This window comes from Pseudomonas sp. MF4836 (genome assembly GCF_002018875.1).
GTDB lineage: Bacteria > Pseudomonadota > Gammaproteobacteria > Pseudomonadales > Pseudomonadaceae > Aquipseudomonas.
Genome location: NZ_MVOL01000002.1, coordinates 303,320 through 326,218, shown reverse-complemented (window position 1 = coordinate 326,218; position 22,899 = coordinate 303,320). Strand labels below are relative to the sequence as shown.

The following is a 22,899-nucleotide window of genomic DNA, read 5'->3' as shown; positions in this document are numbered from 1 at the left end:
GGTTCGAAAATACCCGCCAAAGCTGGCCAAGCGCCACGCAATCGAGCTTCAAACAGCTGTTTCAGGGCTTTGACGCTTCTTTTCGGAGCCTTGGTTTGGTTTTTGCATTTTCCTCACTCAGCGCTTTACCCGCGCGCGCACTCCGGGATCGGCCCCGAAGTGTTTTGCTCCAAAAGAGGTCCTAATGACCATCAGCGACCAATTGCACCGCTTGCTACTCGACAACCTGACCACCGCGACCATTCTGCTCAACGCCGACCTGCGCCTTGAGTACATGAACCCGGCCGCGGAAATGCTCCTGGCCATCAGCGGACAACGCAGCCACGGGCAATTTATCAGTGAGTTGTTCACCGAGTCGGCCGAAGCACTGAGCTCCTTGCGCCAGGCCGTGGAGCAGGCTCATCCCTTCACCAAGCGTGAAGCCATGCTCACCGCGCTGACCGGCCAGACCCTGACCGTGGATTACGCGGTGACGCCGATTCTGAGTAACGGCGACACCTTGCTGCTGCTGGAGGTCCACCCTCGGGACCGGCTGCTGCGCATCACCAAGGAAGAGGCCCAGTTGTCCAAGCAGGAAACCAGCAAGATGCTGGTGCGCGGCCTGGCCCATGAAATCAAGAACCCCCTCGGCGGGATTCGCGGCGCCGCCCAGTTGCTGGCCCGGGAGCTGCCGGAAGAAAGCCTCAAGGACTACACCAACGTCATCATTGAAGAAGCCGACCGCCTGCGAAACCTGGTGGACCGCATGCTCGGCTCGAACAAGCTGCCGTCCCTGGCCATGTGCAACGTGCATGAAGTGCTGGAGCGAGTCAGCAGCCTGGTGGAAGCCGAGAGCCAGGGCTGCATCACCTTGGTGCGCGACTACGACCCAAGCATTCCCGATGTGTTGATCGACCGCGAGCAGATGATCCAGGCGGTGCTCAACATCGTGCGCAACGCGATGCAGGCCATCAGCAGCCAGAATGAACTGCGCCTGGGGCGCATCAGCCTGCGCACCCGGGCCATGCGCCAGTTCACCATCGGCCACGTGCGCCATCGCCTGGTGACCAAGATCGAGATCATCGACAACGGCCCCGGGATCCCTGCCGACCTCCAGGAAACCATCTTCTTCCCCATGGTCAGTGGCCGCCCGGACGGTACCGGGCTGGGCCTGGCCATTACCCAGAACATCATCAGCCAGCACCAGGGCCTGATCGAATGTGACAGCCATCCTGGCCACACCACGTTCTCGATCTTTCTGCCACTGGAACAAGGAGCCCCATCGACATGAGCCGTAGTGAAACCGTGTGGATCGTCGATGACGACCGTTCTATCCGTTGGGTCCTGGAAAAAGCCTTGCAGCAGGAAGGCATGACCACCCAGAGCTTCGACAGTGCCGATGGCGTGATGAGTCGCCTGGCGCGCCAGCAACCGGACGTGATCATTTCCGATATCCGGATGCCCGGTGCCAGCGGCCTGGACCTGTTGGCGCGGATCCGCGAGCAGCACCCGCGTTTGCCGGTGATTATCATGACCGCCCATTCGGACCTGGACAGCGCTGTCGCGTCCTATCAGGGAGGCGCCTTCGAGTACCTGCCCAAGCCGTTCGATGTGGATGAGGCAGTGTCCCTGGTCAAGCGCGCCAACCAGCACGCCCAGGAGCAGCAAGGCCTGGAAGTGGTGCCCGCCCTGGCCCGGACCCCGGAAATCATCGGCGAAGCGCCGGCGATGCAGGAGGTGTTTCGCGCCATTGGCCGCCTGAGTCACTCCAACATCACGGTGTTGATCAATGGCGAATCCGGCACCGGCAAAGAGCTGGTGGCCCACGCCCTGCATCGCCACAGCCCGCGTGCGGCGTCGCCGTTCATTGCGCTGAACATGGCGGCGATTCCCAAGGACCTGATGGAATCCGAGCTGTTCGGCCATGAAAAAGGCGCCTTCACCGGCGCAGCCAACCTGCGCCGCGGACGCTTTGAACAGGCCGATGGCGGCACGCTGTTTCTCGATGAGATCGGCGACATGCCGGCCGAGACCCAGACCCGTCTGTTGCGGGTACTGGCCGATGGCGAGTTCTATCGGGTCGGCGGGCACACGCCGGTCAAGGTCGATGTGCGGATCATCGCCGCGACCCACCAGAACCTGGAAACCCTGGTCCACGCCGGCAAATTCCGTGAGGATCTGTTTCACCGCCTGAACGTGATCCGCATCCATATTCCACGGATGTCCGATCGCCGCGAAGACATCCCGACCCTCGCCCGCCACTTCCTCAGCCGTGCCGCCCAGGAGCTCGCGGTCGAGCCGAAGCTGCTGAAAAGCGAGACCGAGGAATACCTGAAAAATCTGCCGTGGCCGGGCAACGTGCGCCAGTTGGAGAATACCTGCCGCTGGATCACGGTCATGGCTTCGGGGCGTGAAGTGCACATCAGCGACCTGCCGCCAGAGCTGCTGAGCCTGCCGCAGGACTCGGCGCCAGTGACCAACTGGGAACAGGCGCTGCGCCAATGGGCCGACCAGGCCTTGGCCCGTGGTCAGTCGAGCCTGCTGGACAGCGCCGTGCCGAGCTTCGAGCGGATCATGATCGAGACCGCCCTCAAGCACACCGCAGGCCGCCGGCGCGATGCCGCCGTGCTCTTGGGCTGGGGCCGCAACACCTTGACCCGCAAGATCAAGGAGTTGGGGATGAAGGTCGACGGCGGTGACGATGACGAAGGCGAGGAAGGCTGAGCTGGCCCGCGCATACACCGCAAAACCACCTGACACCCTTCGGCGACCTTCCCAGCCATCGCTGCCTCGCCAGCGCGGCAGCGGCTACAGACTCGTGTAGCCGCTGCCGCAGGCTCGGGCCGCGTTCGAACGCGGGCCCTTCCAAACACTTCTGAACCACTCTGACACCCATGAGCGATATCCCCCGGCCAGCGCAGCCTCGCGGGCTTGGCAGCGGCTACAGGCATGTGAGTTCTGCTTGGCATTTATGTTGGCGGCCAGGGAAGGCGACTTTTGCACTGCCTGAATGCGCGGTGCCCCGTGATCGGGCACGGAGCGGGCCTTGAGTCTCGCGGAGTTCGGATTCGAACAGTGGCCTTTCGAAAAGGTAAAAGCCCCGTATTACGGGGCTTTCAACCATGGATACCGGCAACAACCACATCCTTTTCGAACATTGGCACGCCCCCTGCAATACCCCAAACACAACCCAGTTTCGGGAACCTTGGTACAGGCAGGCCGGGGATTCCCTCTTTAACACCAGGGCTCATCACGCTCACAGCGACGAGCCCACCCGTTTTGGGAACCTTGGTACAGGCAGGCCGGGGATTCCCTCTTTTACACCGGGCTCATCACGCTCACAGCGACGAGTCCAACCCGTTTCGGGAACCTTGGTACAGGCAGGCCGGGGATTCCCTCTTTTACACCGGGCTCATCACGCTCACAGCGACGAGCCCAACCCGTTTTGGGAACCTTGGTACAGGCAGGCCGGGGATTCCCTCTTTTACACCAGGCTCATCACGCTCACAGCGACGAGCCCAACCCGTTTTGGGGACCTTGGTACAGGCAGGCCGGGGATTCCCTCTTTTATTCCTCCCGCAGATGGATCTGCAGCTTCCAGCGCCCGTCGACCTTGGTCCCGGCCCACTCGCCGTGCAGCGGTCGCGCCGCCACCAGGTTCAGCAGCAACCCCGCATCCGCCGCCCTGACCCGCCAATTCACATCCTTGTCATTGACCTTCAGCCGACCGTTCTGCGCCGGCCCCTGGGCATCGAACAGCAGCGCCACGGTGCCGTCGATATGTTCGCCATGCACCTTGGGTTCCTGACTGAACCACACCACCAGGCCATCGGGCTGCACCTCCACCTGCTGCAGCAGCGTGGGCTCGGGGGTCGTCAGCCGGCCGATCATCAGCCCCACCATCAAGCCGACAATCGCCAACGAGCCGAACACCCGCAGCATTAGCTTCGGCCTGGGGTCTTCTTCAGGCGTAGAATGCAGCCTGTCTTTCTCTTCGGAGCCGTGCATGTTTCACGTCATCCTCTTTCAACCAGAAATTCCGCCGAATACCGGCAACGTTATCAGGCTGTGCGCCAACAGTGGCTGCCACCTGCATTTGATCGAACCGCTGGGTTTCGACATGGACGACAAGCGCCTGCGCCGTGCCGGCCTCGACTATCACGAATACGCCACCCTGCAACGCCATGCCGACCTCGCCAGTTGCCTGGAAAGCCTCGGCCAGCCGCGCTTGTTCGCCTTCACCACCAAGGGCTCGCGGCCGTTCCACGATGCCAGCTTTGCCGAGGGCGATGCCTTTTTGTTCGGCCCGGAAAGCCGCGGCCTGCCCGCCGAAGTGCTGGACGCCCTGCCCGGCGAGCAGCGCCTGCGCCTGCCGATGCGCGAAGGGTGCCGCAGCCTGAACCTGTCCAACACCGTAGCCGTCGCCGTCTATGAAGGCTGGCGGCAGTTGGGTTTCAAGTAAGTTTCAGCCGCTGGCGCAAGACTGCTAAACACTCCAGCCGCAGATCACAACCGACGGCGAGCGCACCGGCCAGCGCAGCCCCGCGGGCTCGGCAGCGGCTACAGGCGGCTGCAGGTGATCGCTGGAAATGGCCGGGCCGAACATGAAAAAAGCGCCTTGAACGGCGCTTTTTTCGTACTGCACGTGCGGTTTACTGGACGGTGTTTTCGCCAGCCGACTGCATGCGTTGCAGCTCCTGGGCGTACAGCGCGTCGAAGTTCACCGGCGCCAGCATCAGTGCCGGGAACGAACCACGGGTCACCAGGCTGTCCAGCGCTTCACGAGCGTACGGGAACAGGATGTTCGGGCAGAAGGCACCCAGGGTGTGGCTCATGGAAGCCTCGTCCAGGTTCTTGATCAGGAAGATCCCGGCCTGTTGCACTTCAGCGATGAATGCCACTTCTTCACCGTTTTTCACGGTCACCGACAGGGTCAGGACCACTTCGTGGAAGTCGCCTTCCAGTGGCTTTTGGCGGGTGTTCAGGTCCAGACCGACGCTTGGCTCCCACTGCTGGCGGAAGATTGCCGGGCTTTTCGGAGCTTCAAAGGACAGGTCACGCACGTAAATGCGCTGCAGGGAAAATTGTGGAGCGCTTTCGTCTTCGGTAGCGGCGGTGTTCTGTTGGTCAGTCATCTCGGATCCTTCTTGATCTCGGGGCTACTAGAGGGTTCGACTATTTTGGGGGGTTCGGTCAAGCCTTGAGCAGCGCGTCGAGCTTGCCGGCGCGCTCCAGGGCGAACAAATCATCACAACCGCCCACATGGGTGCTGCCGATCCAGATCTGTGGCACGGACGTGCGTCCGGCCTTCTGGGCCATTTCGGCGCGCACCTGGGGCTTGCCATCGACCTTGATCTCTTCGAAGGCTACGCCTTTGTTCTCGAGCAGGTGCTTGGCCCGCGAGCAGTAAGGGCAGTAATCACTTGAGTAGACGACGACAGCGGCCATATCACTTCACCAACGGCAGATTGTCGGCTTTCCAGCTGCCGATGCCACCGGACAGCTTGGCGGCGGTAAAGCCGGCCTTCAGCAGTTCGCGAGCGTGAATGCCTGAATGCTGGCCTTGGGCGTCGACCAGGATGAGGGTCTTGGCCTTGTGTTTTTCCAGCTCGCCGATGCGAGCCATCAGTTTGTCCTGGGGAATGTTCAGCGCGCCCACGATGTGGCCTGCGGCGAAGTCCTTGGATGGACGGATATCGATCACTACGCCCTGCTCGCTGTTGACCAGTGCGGTCAGCTCGCGGGTGCTGAGGCTGCGGCCGCCGCGGCTCAACTCATGGGCGATCAACAGAGCCAACAAGATGACGAAGGCGCCGACGAGCAAGTAGTGATCAGTGGCGAATTGAATCAGGTGAGCAACCATCAAGGAGGTTCCAGGGCGTTAAAATGTCGGCCAGTATACACAGCCGTCAAGGTCGGCCAAACCCCGCCCGGCGGTGACGGCACCGGAACTTAGCTTTAAACTGCCACTCCCTTTTTAAACACCTCCCCCAATCCAGCCACGAGTGGAATCTATGACTACCACGCCTAAACCTTTGGTCCTGATGATTCTGGATGGCTTCGGTCACAGCGAGAGCCACGAATCCAACGCCGTCTATTCGGCCAAGAAGCCGGTCCTGGACCGCTTGTGCGCCAGCATGCCGAACGGCCTGATCTCGGGTTCGGGCATGGATGTCGGCCTGCCGGACGGGCAAATGGGCAACTCCGAAGTCGGCCACATGAACCTCGGCGCCGGGCGCGTGGTGTACCAGGACTTCACCCGGGTGACCAAATCGATCCGAGACGGCGACTTTTTCGAGAACCCGACCCTCTGCGCCACCGTGGATAAAGCCGTGGCGGCGGGCAAGGCCGTGCACATCCTCGGCCTGCTGTCCGACGGCGGCGTGCACAGCCACCAGGACCACCTGGTGGCCATGGCCGAGCTGGCGTTCAAGCGTGGCGCCGAAAAAATCTACCTGCACGCCTTCCTCGATGGCCGTGACACCCCGCCTAAAAGCGCCCAGTCGTCCATCGAACTGCTGGATGAATCCTTCAAGACCCTGGGCAAGGGCCGTATCGCCAGCCTGATCGGGCGCTACTTCGCCATGGACCGCGACAATCGCTGGGACCGCGTGGCCCAGGCCTACAACCTGATCGTCGACGGTCAGGCTGAATTCAACGCCGCCGATGCCCAGGCAGGCCTGCAGGCCGCTTACGAGCGTGGCGAAAGCGACGAATTCGTCAAGGCCACCACCCTGGGCGAACCGGTGAAGGTCGAAGACGGCGACGCCGTGGTGTTCATGAACTTCCGCGCCGACCGCGCCCGCGAGTTGACCCGGGTCTTCGTCGAGGACGGTTTCAAGGACTTCGAGCGCGCCCGCCAGCCGAAACTGGCCGGCTTCGTCATGCTCACCCAATACGCCGCCAGCATCCCCGCGCCATCGGCCTTTGCTCCCGGCAGCCTGGAAAACGTCCTCGGCGACTACCTGGCGAAAAACGGCAAGACCCAGCTGCGCATCGCCGAAACCGAAAAATACGCCCACGTGACCTTCTTCTTCTCCGGCGGCCGTGAAGAGCCCTTCCCCGGCGAAGAACGCATCCTGATCCCGTCGCCCAAGGTCGCCACCTATGACCTGCAGCCGGAAATGAGCGCACCGGAAGTCACCGACAAGATCGTCGACGCCATCGAACACCAGCGCTATGACGTGATCATCGTCAACTACGCCAACGGCGACATGGTCGGCCACAGCGGCGTGTTCGACGCGGCGGTCAAGGCCGTGGAATGCCTGGACCTGTGTGTGGGGCGGATTGTCGACGCCCTGGAGAAGGTAGGCGGCGAAGCCCTGATCACCGCCGATCATGGCAACGTCGAGCAAATGTCCGACGAATCCACCGGCCAGGCGCACACCGCCCACACCACCGAGCCGGTGCCGTTCATTTATGTCGGCAAACGTGCACTGAAAGTGCGCGAAGGCGGGGTCCTGGCCGACGTCGCGCCGACCATGCTCAAGCTGCTGGGCCTCAAGCAGCCTGAAGAGATGACCGGCAAATCGATCCTGGTTTGATAGCAAAAGGCCCAAAACCGGCCGGAAACGGCTTTTTATGACGAACGCCTCAAAGCAGTTGGCTTTGAGGCGTTTTTTTTGCTGCGATGGGCGGGCATACTAGGCCGTCCCTTTCCCTGGTGTCGCCCGCCTCTATGCTTCGCTCGCTGATTGCCCTTGCTCTGATCTGCCTGCTCCAACCGGCGTTTGCCGATGAGCGCGCGCAAACCCAACAACAGTTGGACGCCACGCGTCAGGACATTACCGAGCTGAAAAAGCTGCTGGGCAAGCTGCAGGAAGAAAAATCCGGCGTGCAAAAAGACCTGCGCGGCACTGAAACCGAGATGGGCAAGCTGGAAAAGCAGGTCGAAACCCTGCAAAAAGAGCTGAAGAAAAGCGAGACCGAGCTGCAGCGACTCGATGAGGAGAAAAAAAAACTCCAGAGCGCGCGCACTGAACAGCAACGACTGATCGCGATCCAAGCCCGTGCGGCCTACCAGAACGGTCGCCAGGAATACCTCAAGCTGTTGCTCAACCAGCAGAATCCGGAAAAATTCGCCCGCACCCTGACCTATTACGACTACCTGAGCCAGGCACGCCTGGAGCAGTTGAAGAACTTCAACGAAACCCTGCGCCAACTGGCCAATGTCGAAAAAGACATCTCCCTGCAACAGGCCCAGTTGCTGGTGCAGAAAAGCAGCCTCGACAGCCAGCGCGAAGAACTCGACAAAGTCCGCAAGGAACGCCAGCAGGTCCTGGCCAAGCTCAACGACGATGTGAAAGCCCGCGACCAGAAGCTGCAAGCCCGCGAGCAAGACCAGGCCGACCTGTCGAAAGTCCTGAAAACCATCGAGGAAACCCTGGCCCGCCAGGCTCGAGAGGCAGAAGAAGCGCGACAGAAAGCGCTGATCGCCCAGCAGGAAGCCGAAAAAAAGCGTTTACGTGAGGCCCAGGCAGACGCCAGCGATGCCCCACGCAAACCAACCAGATCAGCGCCTGGCCCCCTGGTTTCAAGTTCAGGCGCATCCTTCGGCGGGCCTTTTGCTTCAGCCCGGGGAAAACTTCCATGGCCTGTTGATGGTCGACTGCTTGCACGCTTTGGTGAATCCCGTGGCGACGACGCCCGTACCAAGTGGGACGGGGTGATGATCAGCGCCAGCGCCGGCAGCCAGGTACACGCCGTACATGGTGGTCGCGTGGTGTTTGCCGACTGGTTGCGCGGCGCCGGCTTGCTGGTGATCCTCGACCACGGCAACGGTTACCTCAGCCTCTACGGACACAACCAGACATTGCTTAAAGAAGCTGGCGACATTGTCAAAGCCGGTGAGTCCATTTCCACGGTCGGTAATAGTGGCGGACAAGACACACCTGCGCTGTACTTCGCTATTCGTCAGCAGGGCCGCCCCAGCGACCCGGCACAATGGTGCCGCGCGCAAGGATAAGCGCCGTTACCTAATTTAGGAGTTCGTTCGACATGCTGCATTTGTCCCGCCTCACCTCGCTGGCCCTGACGATCGCTCTGGTGATCGGCGCGCCGCTGGCGTTCGCCGCCGAAACTGCTCAATCGGCAGCCGCCGCGACCACCAAGGCGCCATTGCCGCTCGAAGAGCTGCGCACCTTTGCCGAGGTCATGGACCGGATCAAGGCCGCGTATGTCGAACCTGTCGACGACAAGACCCTGCTGGAAAACGCCATCAAAGGCATGCTCAGCAACCTCGACCCGCACTCCGCCTATCTGGGCCCGGAAGATTTTGCCGAGCTGCAGGAAAGCACCAGCGGTGAATTCGGTGGCCTGGGCATCGAAGTCGGCGCCGAAGACGGCTTTATCAAAGTGGTATCGCCGATCGACGACACCCCGGCGTCCAAGGCCGGGATTCAGGCCGGCGACCTGATCGTCAAGATCAACGGCCAGCCGACCCGTGGCCAGACCATGACCGAAGCCGTGGACAAGATGCGCGGCAAACTCGGGCAGAAGATCACCCTGACCCTGGTCCGCGACGGCGGTACACCTTTCGACGTGACCCTGGCGCGCGCCACGATCCAGGTCAAAAGCGTGAAGAGCCAGTTGCTGGAATCGGGCTACGGCTACATCCGCATCACCCAGTTCCAGGTCAAGACCGGCGAAGAAGTCTCCAAGGCCCTGGCCAAGCTGCGCAAGGACAACGGCAAGAAACTCAGCGGGATCATTCTCGACCTGCGTAACAACCCGGGTGGCGTGCTGCAATCGGCGGTGGAAGTGGTCGACCACTTCATCACCAAGGGCCTGATCGTCTACACCAAGGGCCGTATCGCCAACTCCGAGCTGCGCTTCTCGGCCACCGGCAAGGACGAAAGCGAAGCCGTGCCGATGGTGGTGCTGATCAACGGCGGCAGCGCCTCGGCCTCGGAAATCGTCGCCGGCGCCCTGCAAGACCAGAAACGCGCGGTGCTGATGGGCACCACCAGCTTCGGCAAGGGTTCGGTGCAAACCGTGCTGCCCCTGAACAACGACCGCGCGCTGAAGATCACCACCGCGCTGTACTTCACCCCCAATGGGCGCTCGATCCAGGCCCAGGGCATCGTGCCGGACATCGAGGTGCGTCGCGCCAAGATCACCAGCGAGTCCCAGGACGGCGAATACTTCAAGGAAGCCGATCTCCAGGGCCACCTGGGCAATGGCAACGGCGGCGCCGACAAGCCGAGCGGTTCGGCGAGCAAGGCCAAGCCGATGCCGCAGGACGACGATTACCAGCTGGCCCAGGCGTTGAGCCTGCTCAAGGGCTTGAGCATCACCCGCGGTCGCTGACCGTCAAACCCATCGCCGGTAAAGCGGCTCCCGTGCATTCTGCGGGGGCCCGAGGGGCATGCCCCTCGCCGGCGATGGCGCCTCACCACCCGTGCAAAGGCCGCAGCCCAATCCCATGTTACACATCCCCCTGACCCGCCAGCGCCAACCCGTTTCAAGGTTGTCGTGGGGGCTTCTGGTCGCCCTGTTGTGTCTTCTGAATGTGATCCCGGCCCAGGCGGCTGAAACCTCCCAGGTGCCGCGCAAGGCCTACCTGACCCTGATCATCGACGACCTTGGGCAAAACCTGCCCCGGGATCGCCGCGTGCTGGCCCTGCCAGGGCCGGTGACCACCGCGATCATGCCCGACACTCCCCACGCCGCCGAATTCGCCCGCGAAGCCCATCGCGCCGGCAAGATCGTCATCCTGCACATGCCCATGGACCCGGCCACCGGGCCTTTTGCCTGGCACCCCGAGCTGCCCATCGAAGAACTGCAAAAGCGTCTCGATGCGGCATTCAAGGCCGTGCCCTACACCAGCGGCATCAACAACCATATGGGCAGCCGCATGACCGCCCAGCCGCAGGCCATGGCCTGGTTGATGGCTGAATTGCAGCGCCGTCACAAGTTCTTCGTCGACAGCCGCACCAGCGCGCAGACCGTCGCCGCCGCCGAGGCCCAGAAAATCGGCCTGGCCAGTGTTTCACGGGATGTATTCCTCGACGACGAGCGCACCGAAGCCGCTATTGCCGGGCAACTGCAAACCGCCATCAACCTGGCGCACAAGCAGGGCTCGGCGGTGATGATCGGCCACCCTTATCCACAGACCCTGGCGGTACTCGAACGCGAGCTGCCCAAGCTCAAGGCCCAGGGCATCGAGTGGATCGATATCAAATTGATGATCAGCGTGCGCAGCAACCAGGCCACAGTAGCTCACGGCAAAAACGGCAAGTACAGGTAGGGCTGCTGCTCTAGAGATAACGCCCCATGATTTCGTCGACCACGCCTTCTTTGCGCAGCTGATCCAGGGCGGCTTGGAGTCTGGTGACGATTTCGTCGGGGACGTCTTTGTTCAGGGCCATGTACAACTGAGCGCTGTTGAAACGCAGCACGGTCTTGAGACCGGTGATGCCTTCCTGCCTGGCCAGGTAGCGCCCGGCCGGGTCGCCGGTGGCCCAGAGGTCGATCTGGCCGTTGAGCAGCTTCTTCGCGTTGTCCTGGTCACGCAGCACCACCAGCGGTGCCAGGCCCTGCTTGGCCAGGGTCTCGGCGATGGCGTCGCCCTTGTAGGCGCCGATCTTGTACTGACGCGCCTGCTCCAGATTCTCCAGGGCGATTTTGCTGTCGGCCTTGGCCAGCATGATCCAGTCATCCGGGCCGATCGGGCCGACCCATTTGAACAACTGCTCCCGGTCCGGCAGGCGCGCCATGACAAACACGCCGTAACCCGGCTGCTCCAGGGCCAGCTTGTAGATCCGCTCCCAGGGGAAACGCAGGGTGAGGCTGTAATTGATCCCGGCGCGCTTGAACATTTCCCGCACGATATCCACGGCGATGCCGTTGATGTTATCGCCCTGGGCGAAGTTCTTACCGTTCTTGGCCATGTTGTAAGGGGGGAAGTTTTCCGTCAGCAACACCAGGGAGGTATCGGACGTGTCGGCGGCACGAGAGGCCGCTGAAAGCAGGAGCGTAGCGCTGGCAAGAACAAGGAGCAAACGTTTGAACATGACGGGCTACCGGAATCCATGGCGTGCTCAAGAGTGCCGTGAGCCCGCCATGCTGTCCAGTGGCTATCGCACAACTATTCCGCGCTGGGCCATGTACGCCTTGGCCTCGGGAACCGTGTACTCGCCGAAGTGGAAAATACTCGCTGCCAGCACCGCACTGGCGTGGCCTTCGAGGATGCCATCGGCCAGATGCTGCAGGTTGCCGACGCCACCAGAGGCGATCACCGGAATCCCCAGGGCATCGCTGATGGCGCGGGTCACGCCCAGGTCGAAGCCGTTTTTCATGCCGTCCTGGTCCATGCTGGTCAGGAGGATTTCACCGGCGCCCAGGCCTTCCATCTTCTTCGCCCACTCCACCGCGTCCAGCCCGGTAGGCTTGCGCCCGCCATGGGTGAAGATCTCCCAGCGCGGGGTTTCGCCCGGGCCGGATACCTTCTTCGCGTCGATAGCGACGACGATGCACTGCGAGCCGAAATGCTGCGCCGCTTCGCCCACGAACTCGGGGTTGAACACGGCTGCAGTGTTGATCGAAACCTTGTCCGCACCGGCATTCAACAAGTTGCGGATGTCCTGCACGGTACGCACACCACCGCCCACGGTCAGCGGAATGAACACCTGGCTGGCCATGCGCTCGACGGTATGCAGCGTGGTGTCACGACCGTCGACGCTGGCGGTGATGTCGAGAAAGGTAATCTCGTCGGCACCCTGCTCATCGTAGCGACGGGCGATTTCCACCGGGTCGCCGGCGTCACGGATGTTCTCGAACTTGACGCCCTTGACCACGCGACCGTTGTCGACGTCCAGGCAAGGGATGATGCGTTTGGCCAGCGCCATGGTCAGTCCTCAGCCGTTGTAGGCGTCGCAGTAAGCCTGAGCTTCGGCGACGTCCAGGGTGCCTTCGTAGATCGCACGGCCGGTGATGGCGCCGATAATGCCAGGCGCCTTGGCGTCCAGCAGCGATTTGATGTCACCCAGGTTGTGAATGCCACCGGAGGCGATCACCGGAATCTTCGTGGCCGCCGCCAGCGCAGCGGTGAAAGGCACGTTGCAGCCCTGCATCATGCCGTCTTTGGCGATGTCGGTATAAACGATGGCAGACACGCCATCAGCCTCGAACTGCTTGGCCAGGTCGATCACCTGCACGGTGCTGATTTCAGCCCAGCCGTCGGTGGCGACGAAGCCGTCCTTGGCGTCCAGACCAACGATGACTTTGCCCGGGAACGCACGGCAGGCTTCGGCGACGAAGGCCGGGTCTTTCACGGCCTTGGTGCCGATGATCACGTAGCTGACGCCAGCCTTGACGTAGTGCTCGATGGTTTCCAGGGAGCGGATGCCGCCGCCGATCTGGATCGGCAGGTTCGGGTAGCGCTTGGCGATCGCGGTCACCACTTCGCCATTGACCGGCTGACCTTCGAAGGCACCGTTCAGGTCCACCAGGTGCAGGCGACGGCAACCGCCCTCCACCCACTTGGCAGCCATGCTCACCGGGTCATCGGAGAACACTGTGGAATCTTCCATGCGGCCCTGGCGCAGACGTACGCAGGCGCCGTCCTTGAGATCGATAGCGGGAATAATTAGCATGCTTTTCCTTCGTCAAAGAGCTGCAAGCTGCAAGCCATAAGCTGCAAGCGCGCACGCGTGTCTACTTCTTGCAGCTTGCAGCCTGAAGCTTGCCGCTGCCCTAGTTCTTCTCGAGCGCCCACAAGTCGCTTTCGATGCTTTCGAACCTTTCTTTAAGGTGCGTCTGCACATCGAAAATCGCCCTGTTGTAATAGTGCGGCGCAATTTCGCGGGTAAACAGATCGAGGATTTCAGCCGCTTCGAACGAACCCAGGTCCAGTTCGAAGCGATCCTCCATAAAGCGCTTGATCTTGTGATTGGCCTCGCTCTCCTGCTCGGGAGTGAGGGTCAGGATCGGCGGCTTTTTCTTGATGGCCATTACCAGCGCCCGTCCCAGGCGGCGAAGTTCTGCAGCAATTGCAGGCCATGGGTATGGCTCTTCTCCGGGTGGAACTGCACGGCGAAACGCGAGCCATCGGCCAGCGCCGCGGCGAAGTCGACGCCGTAATGACCGCCACCCACCACCTGCCGCGCATTGCCGGCGGCAATGTAGTAGCTGTGCACGAAGTAGAAGCGCGCACGATCGGCGATGTTGTGCCACAGCGGGTGATCCACCGTCTGCTGCACTTCATTCCAACCCATGTGCGGGACTTTGAGGTGCTCGCCGTCTTCTACCAGGCCCTTGCCGAAGAACTTCACCTGGCCCGGGAACAGGCCGATGCAATCAACGCCGTCGTTCTCTTCGCTGCGATCGAGCAGGGCTTGCATGCCCACGCAAATGCCGAGGAACGGACGGTCCTGGCTGACTTCCCGCACCAGCGAGTCGAAACCCAGGCGCCGGATCTCCGCCATGCAGTCGCGAATCGCACCAACGCCGGGGAACACCACCCGGTCGGCTTCGCGAATCACATCGGCATCGCTGGTGATCAGCACCTTGCCGGCCCCTACGTGCTCGAGGGCCTTGGCCACCGAGTGCAGGTTGCCCATGCCGTAATCGATAACCGCGACCGTCTGCATTACAGGACGCCCTTGGTCGAGGGCATTTGCCCGGCCATGCGCTCATCCAGTTCCACCGCCATGCGCAGGGCACGGCCGAAGGCCTTGAACACGGTCTCGATCTGGTGGTGGGTATTGGTGCCACGCAGGTTGTCAATGTGCAGGCTGACCAGGGCGTGGTTGACGAAGCCCTGGAAGAACTCCTGGAACAGGTCGACGTCGAAGCCGCCAACGGTGGCGCGGGTGTAGGGCACGTGCATCTGCAGGCCCGGGCGGCCGGAGAAGTCGATCACCACGCGCGACAGCGCTTCATCCAACGGCACATAGGCATGGCCATAGCGGCGGATGCCTTTCTTGTCACCGATGGCTTTGGCAAACGCCTGGCCCAGGGTGATACCGACGTCTTCCACGGTGTGGTGGTCATCGATATGCAGGTCGCCTTTGCTGACGATATCCAGGTCGATCAGCCCGTGACGGGCGATCTGGTCCAGCATGTGCTCAAGGAACGGAACACCGATATCAAATCGGGCCTTTCCGGTGCCATCCAGGTTGATCGAGGCTTTGATCTGGGTTTCCAGAGTGTCGCGCTCGACAGACGCCTTACGTTCGGCCATCACCAGCTCCGCAAAATCATTGGGCGAAAAAGGCGACCATTATAGGCCCGACGGCCGCCAAACAGAAACATGCCGGACAATATCCTGACGGGCGCGAGCCAATGGCTGCGGGGCTATACCTGTCATGACAAGCCAGCCGAACGGACATTGGCCCGGCCCACACGGCAAAAAGCCGGCGCGTGAAGATCACGCACCGGCTTTTTGTGCATCAGGCCGAGGCCTAGCGGAACAGCACCGCCGTTTTTTGCAGGGTGACCCACACGCCCCACGCCAGCGGAATACCCACCACCAGCCAGGCCACGATCACCAGCGGCAGGCTCGACGCCGACGCCTTCCACTCCAGCATGGTGCTGCTGTCGGCGCCCTTGTCATGCCCCAGTGCCTGCTCGGCCGCCAGTTGCGCGTCGGTCATGAAGTACTTGTCCGCCACCGGGCGTACCAGCAGGTTGCACAGGAAACCCAGCACCAGCAGGCCGGCGAGGATGTACAGGGTGATGTCATAGGCGGCGGCGCGCTCGACGCCGATGCTCAACTGGTACTCACGCAGGTAGTTCACCAGCACCGGGCCCAGCACGCCGGCAGCAGCCCAGGCCGTCAGCAGCCGACCATGGATCGCGCCGACCATCTGCGTGCCGAACAGGTCCGCCAGGTAGGCCGGCACCGTGGCAAAACCGCCGCCGTACATCGACAGGATGATGCAGAACGCCGCCACGAACAGCGCGATATTGCCCAGGTGGCCCAGGTTCGGAATCAGCGCGTACAGGGCAAAGCCCAGGGCGAAGAACACGAAATAGGTATTTTTACGCCCCAGGTAGTCGGAGAACGAGGCCCAGAAGAAGCGGCCGCCGATGTTGAACAGGCTCAACAAACCGGTGAAGCCCGCGGCGATTGCCGCAATCGACGCCTTTTGCGCGGTATCCAGTTGGCCGAACGACAAGCCATTGCCCAGCAACTTGCCGCCGAACACTTCCTGCAACAGCGGCGAAGCCATGCCGAGGATGCCGATACCGGCCGAGACGTTCAGGCACAGCACCAGCCATACCAGGCGGAACTGCGGGGTTTTCCAGGCCACGCTCACGTGCACATGGCGATGGGTAATCATCGCGTTGGCGGCTCGCTTCGCCGGCGGGGTCCAGCCCTCAGGCTTCCAGCCGGTCGGCGGAACGCGGTACGACAGGGCGCCGGCCAGCATGAACACGAAGTAGATCGCCGCCATTACCAGAAAGCTCTGCCATACACCGACGCCGGTCGGCGAGGCAAAGTGACCCATCAACGCCGCGGCCAGCGGAGCACCGACCATGGCACCGCCGCCAAAGCCCATGATCGCCATGCCGGTGGCCATGCCGCGCTTGTCCGGGAACCACTTGATCAGGGTCGACACCGGCGAGATGTAGCCCAGGCCCAGGCCGATGCCGCCAATCACTCCGGAACCGAGCCACATCAGCCAGATCTGGTGGGTATAGATGCCCAACGCCGAAATCAGCAGGCCGCCGCACCAGCACAGTGCCGAGACCACCCCAGCCTTGCGCGGGCCGGCGCGTTCCAGCCAGCCACCCCAGATCGCTGCCGAGCAGCCGAGGAAGATGAAGAACAGGGTGTAGATCCAGCCGAGCATGGAGATCGGCCAGTCACACTGGGACGAGAAGATCTGCGCGATATAGCTCATGTCAGGCGCACAGGCCACCGGGGCGGTCACGCCCAGGGCCTGGGACAACGGCAGCCAGAACACGGAAAAGCCATAGGCCATGCCGATGCACAGGTGGATGGCCAGGGCGGCCGGTGGAACCAGCCAGCGGTTGAAACCGGGCCTGGCGATGATGCGTTCTTTGGACAAGAACGCTGGCTGGACGGCGGAACTACCCGCCGAAGTGCTAGTGCTCATGGATATTCCCCCAATTGTTAGAATTATTCGTCGGCCGCTCTTCACCCACGGCCTTTGCACGCAGGCATGGCCGTTTTATTGAGTAAAGCTCCATTTGAGCGCGACGTTAAGTCGCAGAGGGACGGACGAACGGCGAGAGGTTACCATTTGCCCGCCACAGAAAACGCAAACAGATGGCGGCGCAGTGCTCATCTGCTTCGAACCCCTGCAAACCTGCAGGCACACCCGGCAAAAGCCCGAGCCATGCGCAGCAGCCGGCCCGCCTGCAACCGTATTTGCCGACGCCGCACTGCCTGCCCAGGAGAATCCATGCCCATCGTTGTCGAGTCGCTGCACCACGTGAGCTATCAGGATCAGCAGGACCTGCAGAAAATCTACCAGGACGCCCCCCACTGGCTGTTCGCACCGCTGAGCGACGCCGGGGAGCTGATTGAAACCGGCCTGGGCGACGGCTCGCTGATCGCCGGACGCTTCAACGACCGCCTGCTGGGGGCCGCGCGCCTGCAACGGCACCAAGCGGTCTGGCACCTGTCCCAGTTGTGCGTGCGCAGCATCACCCGCCGCCGCGGTGTGGCCGAGCGACTGGTGAGCGAGGCACAAAGAATGGCCCGACAACAGGGCGCAACCTTGCGCCTGCTCGCGCCAGCCGGGCATCTGCCGGCCCAGGCACTGGCCGCCAAACTGCATCTGGAGCTGGATGAGCTCTAGGCGCGATCGGTGACCAGTCGTCGGTTCCGGGGCGCTATACTCCCCGGCTAAATTTGAATTCGACACTACAAGGACTCGCCCATGAAAGCGTTCGGCAAAATCCTGGGTCTGGTACTTCTCGGGCTGTTGCTGATCATCGTGGCTCTGGGCTTTGCCCTGACCCACCTGTTTGATCCCAACGACTACAAAGACGAGATTCGCCAGATTGCCCGCGACAAGGCCCACATCGAGCTGACGCTCAATGGCGACATCGGCTGGAGCCTGTTCCCCTGGCTCGGCCTCGAACTGCACGAAGCCAGCGTCGCAACCCTGGCCAACCCGACCCAACCCTTCGCCGACCTGCAGATGCTGGGCCTGTCGGTACGCGTGCTGCCCCTGCTGCGCCGCGAAGTGCAGATGAGCGATGTACGGGTCGAAGGCCTGAACCTGCGCCTGAACCGCGACAAGGACGGCCACGGCAACTGGGAAGACATCGGCCGTGCCGCGCCCCTGGCGAAACAGGCCGAGACCCCGGCCACCAGCACCGGCGAGCCGGGCGTCGAAACCCCGGCCACGGCCGAAAAGGCCGCGCAGCCGATCCGCCTCGACATCGACAGCCTGACCGTGAACAACGCCCGGGTTGAATACAACGACGAACAGAGCGGCAAGCAGTTCACCGCCGAGAGCATCCAGCTCAGTACCGGGCCGATCCACGAGGCCACCGCCACCCCGGTCAAACTCACCGCCTTCCTGGCCAGCAACCAGCCAGTGGTGCGGGTGCGCACCGAACTCAACGGCGAGCTGCGCTTTGACCGCGCCCTGCAGCGCTACCAGTTCGAAGACATGCGCCTGTCGGGCGAAGTCACCGGCGACCCGCTGCAAGGCAAGACCGTGACCTTCGCCGCCCAAGGCCAGTTGCTGCTGGACAAGGCCGCCAACGTCGGTGAATGGACCGGCCTGAAAATCTCCGCCAACCAGCTGCGCGCCCTGGGTGAACTCAAGGTCAATGACCTGGATAAAACCCCGCAGATCAGTGGCGGCATCTCGATTGCCCAGTTCGACCTGGCCAAATTTGTCGACAGCATCGGCCAGACCCTGCCGGCCATGGCCGAGGGCAGCCTGACCAAGGTCGAACTGGTCAGCCGCCTGCAAGGCACGCCCACCAGCATGGCGCTGGAAGACCTGAACCTGAAGCTCGACGACAGCACCTTCAGCGGCCGCCTGGCCATCGAAGACTTCGCCAAGCAGTCGCTGCGCGCCCAGCTCAAGGCCGATACCTTCAACGTCGACCGCTACCTGCCGCCCAAGTCCGCCGCCGCCAACAGCGCGGCGGTGGCGCGCAAGGCCGAAGTGCAGAGCAGCGAGGCCGATGCCATGGCCGGTGCCGGCACCACCCCGCTGCCGGACGCACCGACCAAGGGCGCCTGGAGCACCGAACGCCTGCTGCCGGTGGAACGCCTGAGCAAGCTGGACGTCGACGCCGACCTGAGCTTTGGCCAACTGACCCTGGACAAACTGCCAATCCAGAATGCCGTACTCAAGGCCAACGGCCAGGGCGGCCTGCTGAAACTGCAAAGCCTGCGCGGCGAGCTGTACAACGGCAGTTTCGATGCCAGCGGCAACCTCGACGTGCGCCAGGCCACCCCGCTGCTGAGCCTGCAGACCAAGATCAACCGGGTGCCGGTGGAGCGCATCCTCGAAAGCCAGGGGCAGACGCCTCCGGTCAAGGGCCTGGTGACGCTCAACAGCAACCTCAGCGGCAGCGGCAACAGCCAGAAAGCCCTGATCGACAGCCTCAACGGCACCACCAGCTTTGTGATCAACAACGGCGTACTGCTCAACGCCAACCTGGAACAGCAGCTGTGCCAGGGCATCGCCTTCCTCAACCGCAAGACCCTCAGCAGCACCCCGCGCGGCAAGGACACGCCGTTCCAGGAACTCAAGGGCAACCTGACCTTGCGCAACGGCGTGGCCAGCAACCCGGACCTGAAAGTGCGCATCCCGGGCATGACCGTCAACGGCAACGGCGACATCGACCTGCGGGTGCTGGGCATGGACTACCGCGTCGGCATCGTGGTCGAAGGCGACAAGAGCGACATGCCCGATCCGGCCTGCCAGGTCGGCGAGCGCTTTGTCGGCCTCGAACTGCCATTGCGCTGCCGTGGCCCGCTGGAACTGGGGGCCAAGGCCTGCCGCCTGGACAAGGATGGCCTGGGTCAGGTCGCGACGCGGATGGCCGGCGATCGCCTCAGCGAAAAACTTGAAGAGAAACTCGGCGACAAGGTCAGCCCGGAACTGAAAAACGCGCTCAAAGGGCTGTTCAAACGATGAGAGCGGAACAGTTTGCACCGGCGGTACTGGATTGGTACGACCACCACGGCCGCCACGACCTGCCCTGGCAACAGGGCATCACCCCGTACCGGGTGTGGGTCTCGGAGATCATGCTGCAACAGACCCAGGTCAGCACCGTGCTCAACTACTTCGACCGTTTCATGGCCTCGCTGCCGACGGTCGAAGCCCTGGCCGCCGCGCCGGAAGACGAAGTGCTGCACCTGTGGACCGGCCTGGGCTACTACACCCGGGCGCGCAACCTGCAAAAGACCGCGAAAATCATCGTTGCCGACTACGGCGGCGAGTTTCCCCGCGACGTCGAGAAACTCACCGAACTGCCGGGCATCGGCCTGTCCACCGCCGGCGCCATCGCCAGCCTGAGCATGGGTATCCGCGCCTCGATCCTCGACGGCAACGTCAAGCGCGTGCTGGCACGGTTTACGGCGCAGGAGGGCTACCCGGGCGAGCCCAAGGTGGCCAAGCAACTGTGGGCCACCGCCGAGCGCTTCACGCCGCACACCCGGGTCAACCATTACACCCAGGCGATGATGGACTTGGGCGCCACGCTCTGCACCCGCAGCAAGCCCAGTTGCCTGCTGTGCCCCCTGGAGCGCGGCTGCGAGGCTCACATGCTGGGGCTCGAAACCCGCTACCCGATCCCCAAGCCGCGCAAGAGCGTGCCGCAAAAGCGCACCCTGATGCCGATGCTGGCCAATCGCGACGGCGCGATCCTGCTTTATCGCCGCCCTTCCAGCGGCCTCTGGGGCGGCTTGTGGAGTCTGCCGGAGCTCGATGACCTGGCCGACCTCGAACACCTGGCGCTGCAACACTCGCTGGCCCTGGGCGAGCAACACGAACTGCCGAGCCTGGTGCACACCTTCAGCCACTTCCAGCTGGCCATCGAACCCTGGCTGGTCCAGGTCGAGGAGTCGGCCCATCACGTGGCCGAGGCCGACTGGCTCTGGTATAACCTCGCCACCCCGCCGCGCCTGGGCCTTGCCGCCCCGGTGAAAAAGCTGCTTAAACGCGCGGCCGACGTCTTGAACGCAGGAGAGTTGTCATGACCCGCACCATCATGTGCCGCAAGTACCAAGAAGAATTGCCCGCCCTGGAGCGCGCGCCGTTTCCCGGCGCCAAGGGCCAGGACATCTTCGACCACGTCTCGGCCAAGGCCTGGGCCGATTGGCAAAAACACCAGACCCTGCTGATCAACGAAAAACGCCTGAACATGATGAACGCCGAAGACCGCAAATACTTGCAGGGCGAGATGGACAAGTTCTTCTCCGGCGAGGAATACGCCAAGGCCGACGGCTACGTGCCGCCAGCTGAGTAAACCCGTATAAATCGGGGGTGGAACGTAAGCGACGGTAATAATTAAACATTTTTTCAAAACTCGCTTGACGCCCCCCCGAAAAACCCGTTTAATGCGCCCCGTTGCCCAGATAGCTCAGTCGGTAGAGCAGGGGATTGAAAATCCCCGTGTCGGCGGTTCGATTCCGTCTCTGGGCACCACCTTCAGCTTTCAGGTGGTGTTTACATCACGTGAGAGCAACCAGAAAACCCGCCTAGTGCGGGTTTTTTGTTGTCTGGGGTTTAGCCCTGCATCGGTTTTTTCCGTGCCCCTGGGCGCCGATGCATTTCCCGCGCCCGGGCGATATCACCCAGGGCGACAGCCAGCAGTTGCGGATCGTTTTCCTGCTGACAGGCCTCAAGATAGAGCGACCTGTCGTGCTCTGTCCGCAGATGATCGACAACATCCCACCTGCTCAATCTGCTCTTCGCCATCTCACCCTCCAAATAACTCATGTCAATTTCAGTCGGCACTCGACTCCATCAGCGCCTTGAGCGCCGCATTCGCCTCGGTGCGCTGGGCCGGTGTCGGGCCGGGGGCGAACTGGCTGCGTTGTGTATCCAGGGTCAGGTAGGCGTTGTCGCCGTTGCCCCAGAAGTAGGAGTAGATAAACAGGAAGCTGCCGGACTGCGGCTGGCAGTAAGAGGCGACGCCGCGCAGGGGCGCCAGCAGCTGGATCATTTCGCCGTAGTTGTCGGTGAATTCCAGCAGCGCAAACTGCCAACTCCCGGTCTGCGGGTCATAGCGTGAGGTCCCGCCTGCGCCCAACCACCACTGCACCAGGGTTTGCAGGCTGGGGACAGCGGAATAGTCACGCAGCCATTCCACCTCGACCAGCCCCGGGCCGAATGGGCCCTGGCTGTCGAACCACGCCTGCCAATCGCTATAGGCCAGCGCCGAGCTTGGAGGCGCCGCCATGGCCTTGGCGTACTGCTCGGCTGTCATCGTGCAGCGCAGGTACACCGAGGCCGGCTCGCTGGCCCATAGCGGCCCGCTGACAGCCAGCAGCGCCAGCCCAATCCATGTGCGTAATGTCATCGTTGTCGTTCCTGGTCCATCAGCAAAAGCCGCCAGCATACCTGCGCCGGCGTGTTCAGAGGCGAGGCGGCCAGGCTTAGACCGGCCTGGCCGCTTAACCGAAGGCCCTCAGGCCGCCTTATCCACCAACGTCATTGCTCTGCCCTGCGCCACATCCAGCAAGGCCACGCCGTCACTGAGCAGCAGCGCGGCAATGTCGGCGATCTGGAACAGGTCGGTCTCGTCCGCGCTGTGGGCGGTCATGCATGAGAGGCGGGTCATCAGCTTGTGAATGGCGCGTACGCGCTGATCGGCGCAGGCCAAGAGGTCCACCAACGGGGCGTTGGGGTTGATCAGCAGAACAGGGTGTTCGCTGGGGGTGTTGGGTAGCGGGATATATCCGTTCATTGGCGTAGCTCCTTGTGTGAGAAGAACTACCACGCAACGTCCTACACGCCAGGTGGCAGC

At 62.6% G+C, this 22,899-nt stretch carries 25 protein-coding genes and 1 tRNA gene; 12 read left to right on the top strand and 14 right to left on the bottom strand.

The window, feature by feature from the left end; translation table 11 throughout:
- The first annotated feature begins 184 nt into the window (after window positions 1-184).
- Together glnL and ntrC are read left to right on the top strand one after the other, a co-directional pair.
- Window positions 185-1,270: a nitrogen regulation protein NR(II) gene (gene glnL / locus MF4836_RS04885; RefSeq protein WP_020299531.1), complete on the top strand. Its 1,086-nt coding sequence runs from the start codon at window positions 185-187 to the stop codon at window positions 1,268-1,270.
- Window positions 1,267-2,703, top strand: a complete 1,437-nt coding sequence (ntrC, locus tag MF4836_RS04880) for a nitrogen regulation protein NR(I) (RefSeq protein ID WP_020299532.1) — start codon at window positions 1,267-1,269, stop codon at window positions 2,701-2,703. Before glnL ends, ntrC begins: the two co-directional genes overlap by 4 nt.
- Before the next feature lie 843 nt (window positions 2,704-3,546).
- Here ntrC and MF4836_RS04875 read toward each other — a convergent pair.
- Window positions 3,547-3,987, bottom strand: coding sequence for a hypothetical protein (locus MF4836_RS04875; protein ID WP_078469396.1), 441 nt, complete (start codon window positions 3,985-3,987; stop codon window positions 3,547-3,549).
- Here MF4836_RS04875 and MF4836_RS04870 point away from each other — a divergent pair.
- Window positions 3,986-4,441, top strand: a complete 456-nt coding sequence (locus MF4836_RS04870) for a tRNA (cytidine(34)-2'-O)-methyltransferase (RefSeq protein ID WP_078469395.1) — start codon at window positions 3,986-3,988, stop codon at window positions 4,439-4,441. The two genes, MF4836_RS04875 and MF4836_RS04870, sit on opposite strands and share 2 nt — an antisense overlap.
- 190 nt (window positions 4,442-4,631) lie before the next feature.
- On the opposite strand, the gene secB is transcribed toward MF4836_RS04870, so the two are convergent.
- The 3 genes from secB to MF4836_RS04855 are packed head-to-tail and all read right to left on the bottom strand — an operon-like array spanning window position 4,632 to window position 5,842.
- Window positions 4,632-5,114: a protein-export chaperone SecB gene (gene secB, locus MF4836_RS04865; protein ID WP_020299535.1), complete on the bottom strand. Its 483-nt coding sequence runs from the start codon at window positions 5,112-5,114 to the stop codon at window positions 4,632-4,634.
- A gap of 58 nt (window positions 5,115-5,172) precedes the next feature.
- Entirely contained in the window at window positions 5,173-5,427 is a 255-nt protein-coding gene (gene grxC, locus MF4836_RS04860; RefSeq protein ID WP_020299536.1) for a glutaredoxin 3, read from the bottom strand.
- A gap of 1 nt (window position 5,428) precedes the next feature.
- Complete coding sequence (locus tag MF4836_RS04855) at window positions 5,429-5,842, bottom strand: rhodanese-like domain-containing protein (protein ID WP_078469394.1); 414 nt, start codon at window positions 5,840-5,842, stop codon at window positions 5,429-5,431.
- Window positions 5,843-5,993: 151 nt separating this feature from the next.
- On the opposite strand from MF4836_RS04855, the gene gpmI reads away from it, so the two are divergent.
- The 4 genes from gpmI (at window position 5,994) to MF4836_RS04835 (ending at window position 11,227) form a co-directional block, all read left to right on the top strand.
- On the top strand, window positions 5,994-7,523 hold the full coding sequence (gene gpmI / locus MF4836_RS04850; RefSeq protein ID WP_078469393.1) for a 2,3-bisphosphoglycerate-independent phosphoglycerate mutase: 1,530 nt from the start codon (window positions 5,994-5,996) through the stop codon (window positions 7,521-7,523).
- 134 nt (window positions 7,524-7,657) lie between these two features.
- Entirely contained in the window at window positions 7,658-8,944 is a 1,287-nt protein-coding gene (locus tag MF4836_RS04845) for a murein hydrolase activator EnvC family protein (RefSeq protein WP_020299539.1), read from the top strand.
- 32 nt (window positions 8,945-8,976) lie between these two features.
- Window positions 8,977-10,287, top strand: a complete 1,311-nt coding sequence (locus MF4836_RS04840; RefSeq protein ID WP_020299540.1) for a S41 family peptidase — start codon at window positions 8,977-8,979, stop codon at window positions 10,285-10,287.
- 115 nt (window positions 10,288-10,402) lie between these two features.
- Window positions 10,403-11,227 carry a divergent polysaccharide deacetylase family protein gene (locus MF4836_RS04835; RefSeq protein ID WP_078469392.1) on the top strand — a complete coding sequence of 275 codons (825 nt, stop codon included), beginning with the start codon at window positions 10,403-10,405 and terminating at the stop codon, window positions 11,225-11,227.
- Window positions 11,228-11,237: 10 nt separating this feature from the next.
- Here MF4836_RS04835 and MF4836_RS04830 read toward each other — a convergent pair whose 3' ends face one another.
- The 7 genes from MF4836_RS04830 to MF4836_RS04800 all read right to left on the bottom strand — a co-directional run bounded on the left by MF4836_RS04830 (window position 11,238) and on the right by MF4836_RS04800 (window position 17,045).
- Window positions 11,238-11,993, bottom strand: coding sequence for a substrate-binding periplasmic protein (locus tag MF4836_RS04830; RefSeq protein ID WP_078469391.1), 756 nt, complete (start codon window positions 11,991-11,993; stop codon window positions 11,238-11,240).
- 63 nt (window positions 11,994-12,056) lie between these two features.
- Window positions 12,057-12,827 (bottom strand): imidazole glycerol phosphate synthase subunit HisF, encoded by a 771-nt coding sequence (gene hisF, locus MF4836_RS04825; protein ID WP_020299543.1) that lies wholly within the window; start codon window positions 12,825-12,827, stop codon window positions 12,057-12,059.
- A gap of 9 nt (window positions 12,828-12,836) precedes the next feature.
- Window positions 12,837-13,574 carry a 1-(5-phosphoribosyl)-5-[(5-phosphoribosylamino)methylideneamino]imidazole-4-carboxamide isomerase gene (gene hisA / locus MF4836_RS04820; RefSeq protein ID WP_003187784.1) on the bottom strand — a complete coding sequence of 246 codons (738 nt, stop codon included), beginning with the start codon at window positions 13,572-13,574 and terminating at the stop codon, window positions 12,837-12,839.
- A gap of 100 nt (window positions 13,575-13,674) precedes the next feature.
- Complete coding sequence (locus tag MF4836_RS04815; protein ID WP_078469390.1) at window positions 13,675-13,932, bottom strand: DUF2164 domain-containing protein; 258 nt, start codon at window positions 13,930-13,932, stop codon at window positions 13,675-13,677.
- Entirely contained in the window at window positions 13,932-14,570 is a 639-nt protein-coding gene (gene hisH / locus MF4836_RS04810; protein WP_020299546.1) for an imidazole glycerol phosphate synthase subunit HisH, read from the bottom strand. Before hisH ends, MF4836_RS04815 begins: the two co-directional genes overlap by 1 nt.
- Window positions 14,570-15,163: an imidazoleglycerol-phosphate dehydratase HisB gene (gene hisB / locus MF4836_RS04805; RefSeq protein ID WP_017849940.1), complete on the bottom strand. Its 594-nt coding sequence runs from the start codon at window positions 15,161-15,163 to the stop codon at window positions 14,570-14,572. The genes hisH and hisB overlap by 1 nt, the downstream gene beginning before the upstream one ends.
- Before the next feature lie 220 nt (window positions 15,164-15,383).
- A complete protein-coding gene (locus MF4836_RS04800) occupies window positions 15,384-17,045 on the bottom strand; it encodes an OFA family MFS transporter (protein WP_078469389.1) in 1,662 nt (553 codons plus the stop codon).
- A 309-nt stretch (window positions 17,046-17,354) separates the two neighbouring features.
- Here MF4836_RS04800 and MF4836_RS04795 point away from each other — a divergent pair, with 309 nt between their 5' ends.
- From MF4836_RS04795 to MF4836_RS04775, 5 genes are all read left to right on the top strand, one after another.
- Window positions 17,355-17,753: an acetyl-CoA sensor PanZ family protein gene (locus MF4836_RS04795; RefSeq protein WP_078469388.1), complete on the top strand. Its 399-nt coding sequence runs from the start codon at window positions 17,355-17,357 to the stop codon at window positions 17,751-17,753.
- An 81-nt stretch (window positions 17,754-17,834) separates the two neighbouring features.
- A complete protein-coding gene (locus MF4836_RS04790) occupies window positions 17,835-20,063 on the top strand; it encodes an AsmA family protein (protein WP_078469387.1) in 2,229 nt (742 codons plus the stop codon).
- Window positions 20,060-21,127, top strand: coding sequence for an A/G-specific adenine glycosylase (mutY, locus tag MF4836_RS04785; protein ID WP_078469386.1), 1,068 nt, complete (start codon window positions 20,060-20,062; stop codon window positions 21,125-21,127). The genes MF4836_RS04790 and mutY overlap by 4 nt, the downstream gene beginning before the upstream one ends.
- Window positions 21,124-21,396, top strand: a complete 273-nt coding sequence (locus tag MF4836_RS04780) for an oxidative damage protection protein (protein WP_078469385.1) — start codon at window positions 21,124-21,126, stop codon at window positions 21,394-21,396. Before mutY ends, MF4836_RS04780 begins: the two co-directional genes overlap by 4 nt.
- Before the next feature lie 103 nt (window positions 21,397-21,499).
- Window positions 21,500-21,575 (top strand) — tRNA-Phe (locus tag MF4836_RS04775).
- 81 nt (window positions 21,576-21,656) lie between these two features.
- Here MF4836_RS04775 and MF4836_RS04770 read toward each other — a convergent pair.
- From MF4836_RS04770 to MF4836_RS04760, 3 genes are all read right to left on the bottom strand, one after another.
- Entirely contained in the window at window positions 21,657-21,869 is a 213-nt protein-coding gene (locus tag MF4836_RS04770; protein ID WP_178102913.1) for a helix-turn-helix domain-containing transcriptional regulator, read from the bottom strand.
- Between the two features lie 7 nt (window positions 21,870-21,876).
- The gene (locus MF4836_RS04765) at window positions 21,877-22,452 is read right to left on the bottom strand and encodes a hypothetical protein (protein ID WP_078469384.1); all 576 of its coding nucleotides are present in this window, start codon (window positions 22,450-22,452) and stop codon (window positions 21,877-21,879) included.
- 108 nt (window positions 22,453-22,560) lie between these two features.
- Complete coding sequence (locus tag MF4836_RS04760) at window positions 22,561-22,839, bottom strand: hypothetical protein (protein WP_078469383.1); 279 nt, start codon at window positions 22,837-22,839, stop codon at window positions 22,561-22,563.
- Between the last annotated feature and the right edge of the window lie 60 nt (window positions 22,840-22,899).

Bases quoted from the DNA above. Each gene is read 5' to 3' on its own strand.
- MF4836_RS04815 (WP_078469390.1), bottom strand. From the start codon at position 13,932: ATGGCCATCAAGAAAAAGCCGCCGATCCTGACCCTCACTCCCGAGCAG.
- hisF (WP_020299543.1), bottom strand. From the start codon at position 12,827: ATGGCGCTGGCCAAACGCATCATCCCTTGCCTGGACGTCGACAACGGT.
- glnL (WP_020299531.1), top strand. From the start codon at position 185: ATGACCATCAGCGACCAATTGCACCGCTTGCTACTCGACAACCTGACC.
- MF4836_RS04875 (WP_078469396.1), bottom strand. From the start codon at position 3,987: ATGCACGGCTCCGAAGAGAAAGACAGGCTGCATTCTACGCCTGAAGAA.
- hisB (WP_017849940.1), bottom strand. From the start codon at position 15,163: ATGGCCGAACGTAAGGCGTCTGTCGAGCGCGACACTCTGGAAACCCAG.
- MF4836_RS04840 (WP_020299540.1), top strand. From the start codon at position 8,977: ATGCTGCATTTGTCCCGCCTCACCTCGCTGGCCCTGACGATCGCTCTG.
- MF4836_RS04870 (WP_078469395.1), top strand. From the start codon at position 3,986: ATGTTTCACGTCATCCTCTTTCAACCAGAAATTCCGCCGAATACCGGC.
- MF4836_RS04855 (WP_078469394.1), bottom strand. From the start codon at position 5,842: ATGGTTGCTCACCTGATTCAATTCGCCACTGATCACTACTTGCTCGTC.
- MF4836_RS04770 (WP_178102913.1), bottom strand. From the start codon at position 21,869: ATGAGTTATTTGGAGGGTGAGATGGCGAAGAGCAGATTGAGCAGGTGG.
- ntrC (WP_020299532.1), top strand. From the start codon at position 1,267: ATGAGCCGTAGTGAAACCGTGTGGATCGTCGATGACGACCGTTCTATC.
- MF4836_RS04780 (WP_078469385.1), top strand. From the start codon at position 21,124: ATGACCCGCACCATCATGTGCCGCAAGTACCAAGAAGAATTGCCCGCC.
- MF4836_RS04830 (WP_078469391.1), bottom strand. From the start codon at position 11,993: ATGTTCAAACGTTTGCTCCTTGTTCTTGCCAGCGCTACGCTCCTGCTT.
- MF4836_RS04800 (WP_078469389.1), bottom strand. From the start codon at position 17,045: ATGAGCACTAGCACTTCGGCGGGTAGTTCCGCCGTCCAGCCAGCGTTC.
- MF4836_RS04790 (WP_078469387.1), top strand. From the start codon at position 17,835: ATGAAAGCGTTCGGCAAAATCCTGGGTCTGGTACTTCTCGGGCTGTTG.
- MF4836_RS04795 (WP_078469388.1), top strand. From the start codon at position 17,355: ATGCCCATCGTTGTCGAGTCGCTGCACCACGTGAGCTATCAGGATCAG.
- MF4836_RS04835 (WP_078469392.1), top strand. From the start codon at position 10,403: ATGTTACACATCCCCCTGACCCGCCAGCGCCAACCCGTTTCAAGGTTG.
- hisA (WP_003187784.1), bottom strand. From the start codon at position 13,574: ATGCTAATTATTCCCGCTATCGATCTCAAGGACGGCGCCTGCGTACGT.
- MF4836_RS04765 (WP_078469384.1), bottom strand. From the start codon at position 22,452: ATGACATTACGCACATGGATTGGGCTGGCGCTGCTGGCTGTCAGCGGG.
- grxC (WP_020299536.1), bottom strand. From the start codon at position 5,427: ATGGCCGCTGTCGTCGTCTACTCAAGTGATTACTGCCCTTACTGCTCG.
- hisH (WP_020299546.1), bottom strand. From the start codon at position 14,570: ATGCAGACGGTCGCGGTTATCGATTACGGCATGGGCAACCTGCACTCG.
- secB (WP_020299535.1), bottom strand. From the start codon at position 5,114: ATGACTGACCAACAGAACACCGCCGCTACCGAAGACGAAAGCGCTCCA.
- gpmI (WP_078469393.1), top strand. From the start codon at position 5,994: ATGACTACCACGCCTAAACCTTTGGTCCTGATGATTCTGGATGGCTTC.
- MF4836_RS04845 (WP_020299539.1), top strand. From the start codon at position 7,658: ATGCTTCGCTCGCTGATTGCCCTTGCTCTGATCTGCCTGCTCCAACCG.
- mutY (WP_078469386.1), top strand. From the start codon at position 20,060: ATGAGAGCGGAACAGTTTGCACCGGCGGTACTGGATTGGTACGACCAC.
- MF4836_RS04760 (WP_078469383.1), bottom strand. From the start codon at position 22,839: ATGAACGGATATATCCCGCTACCCAACACCCCCAGCGAACACCCTGTT.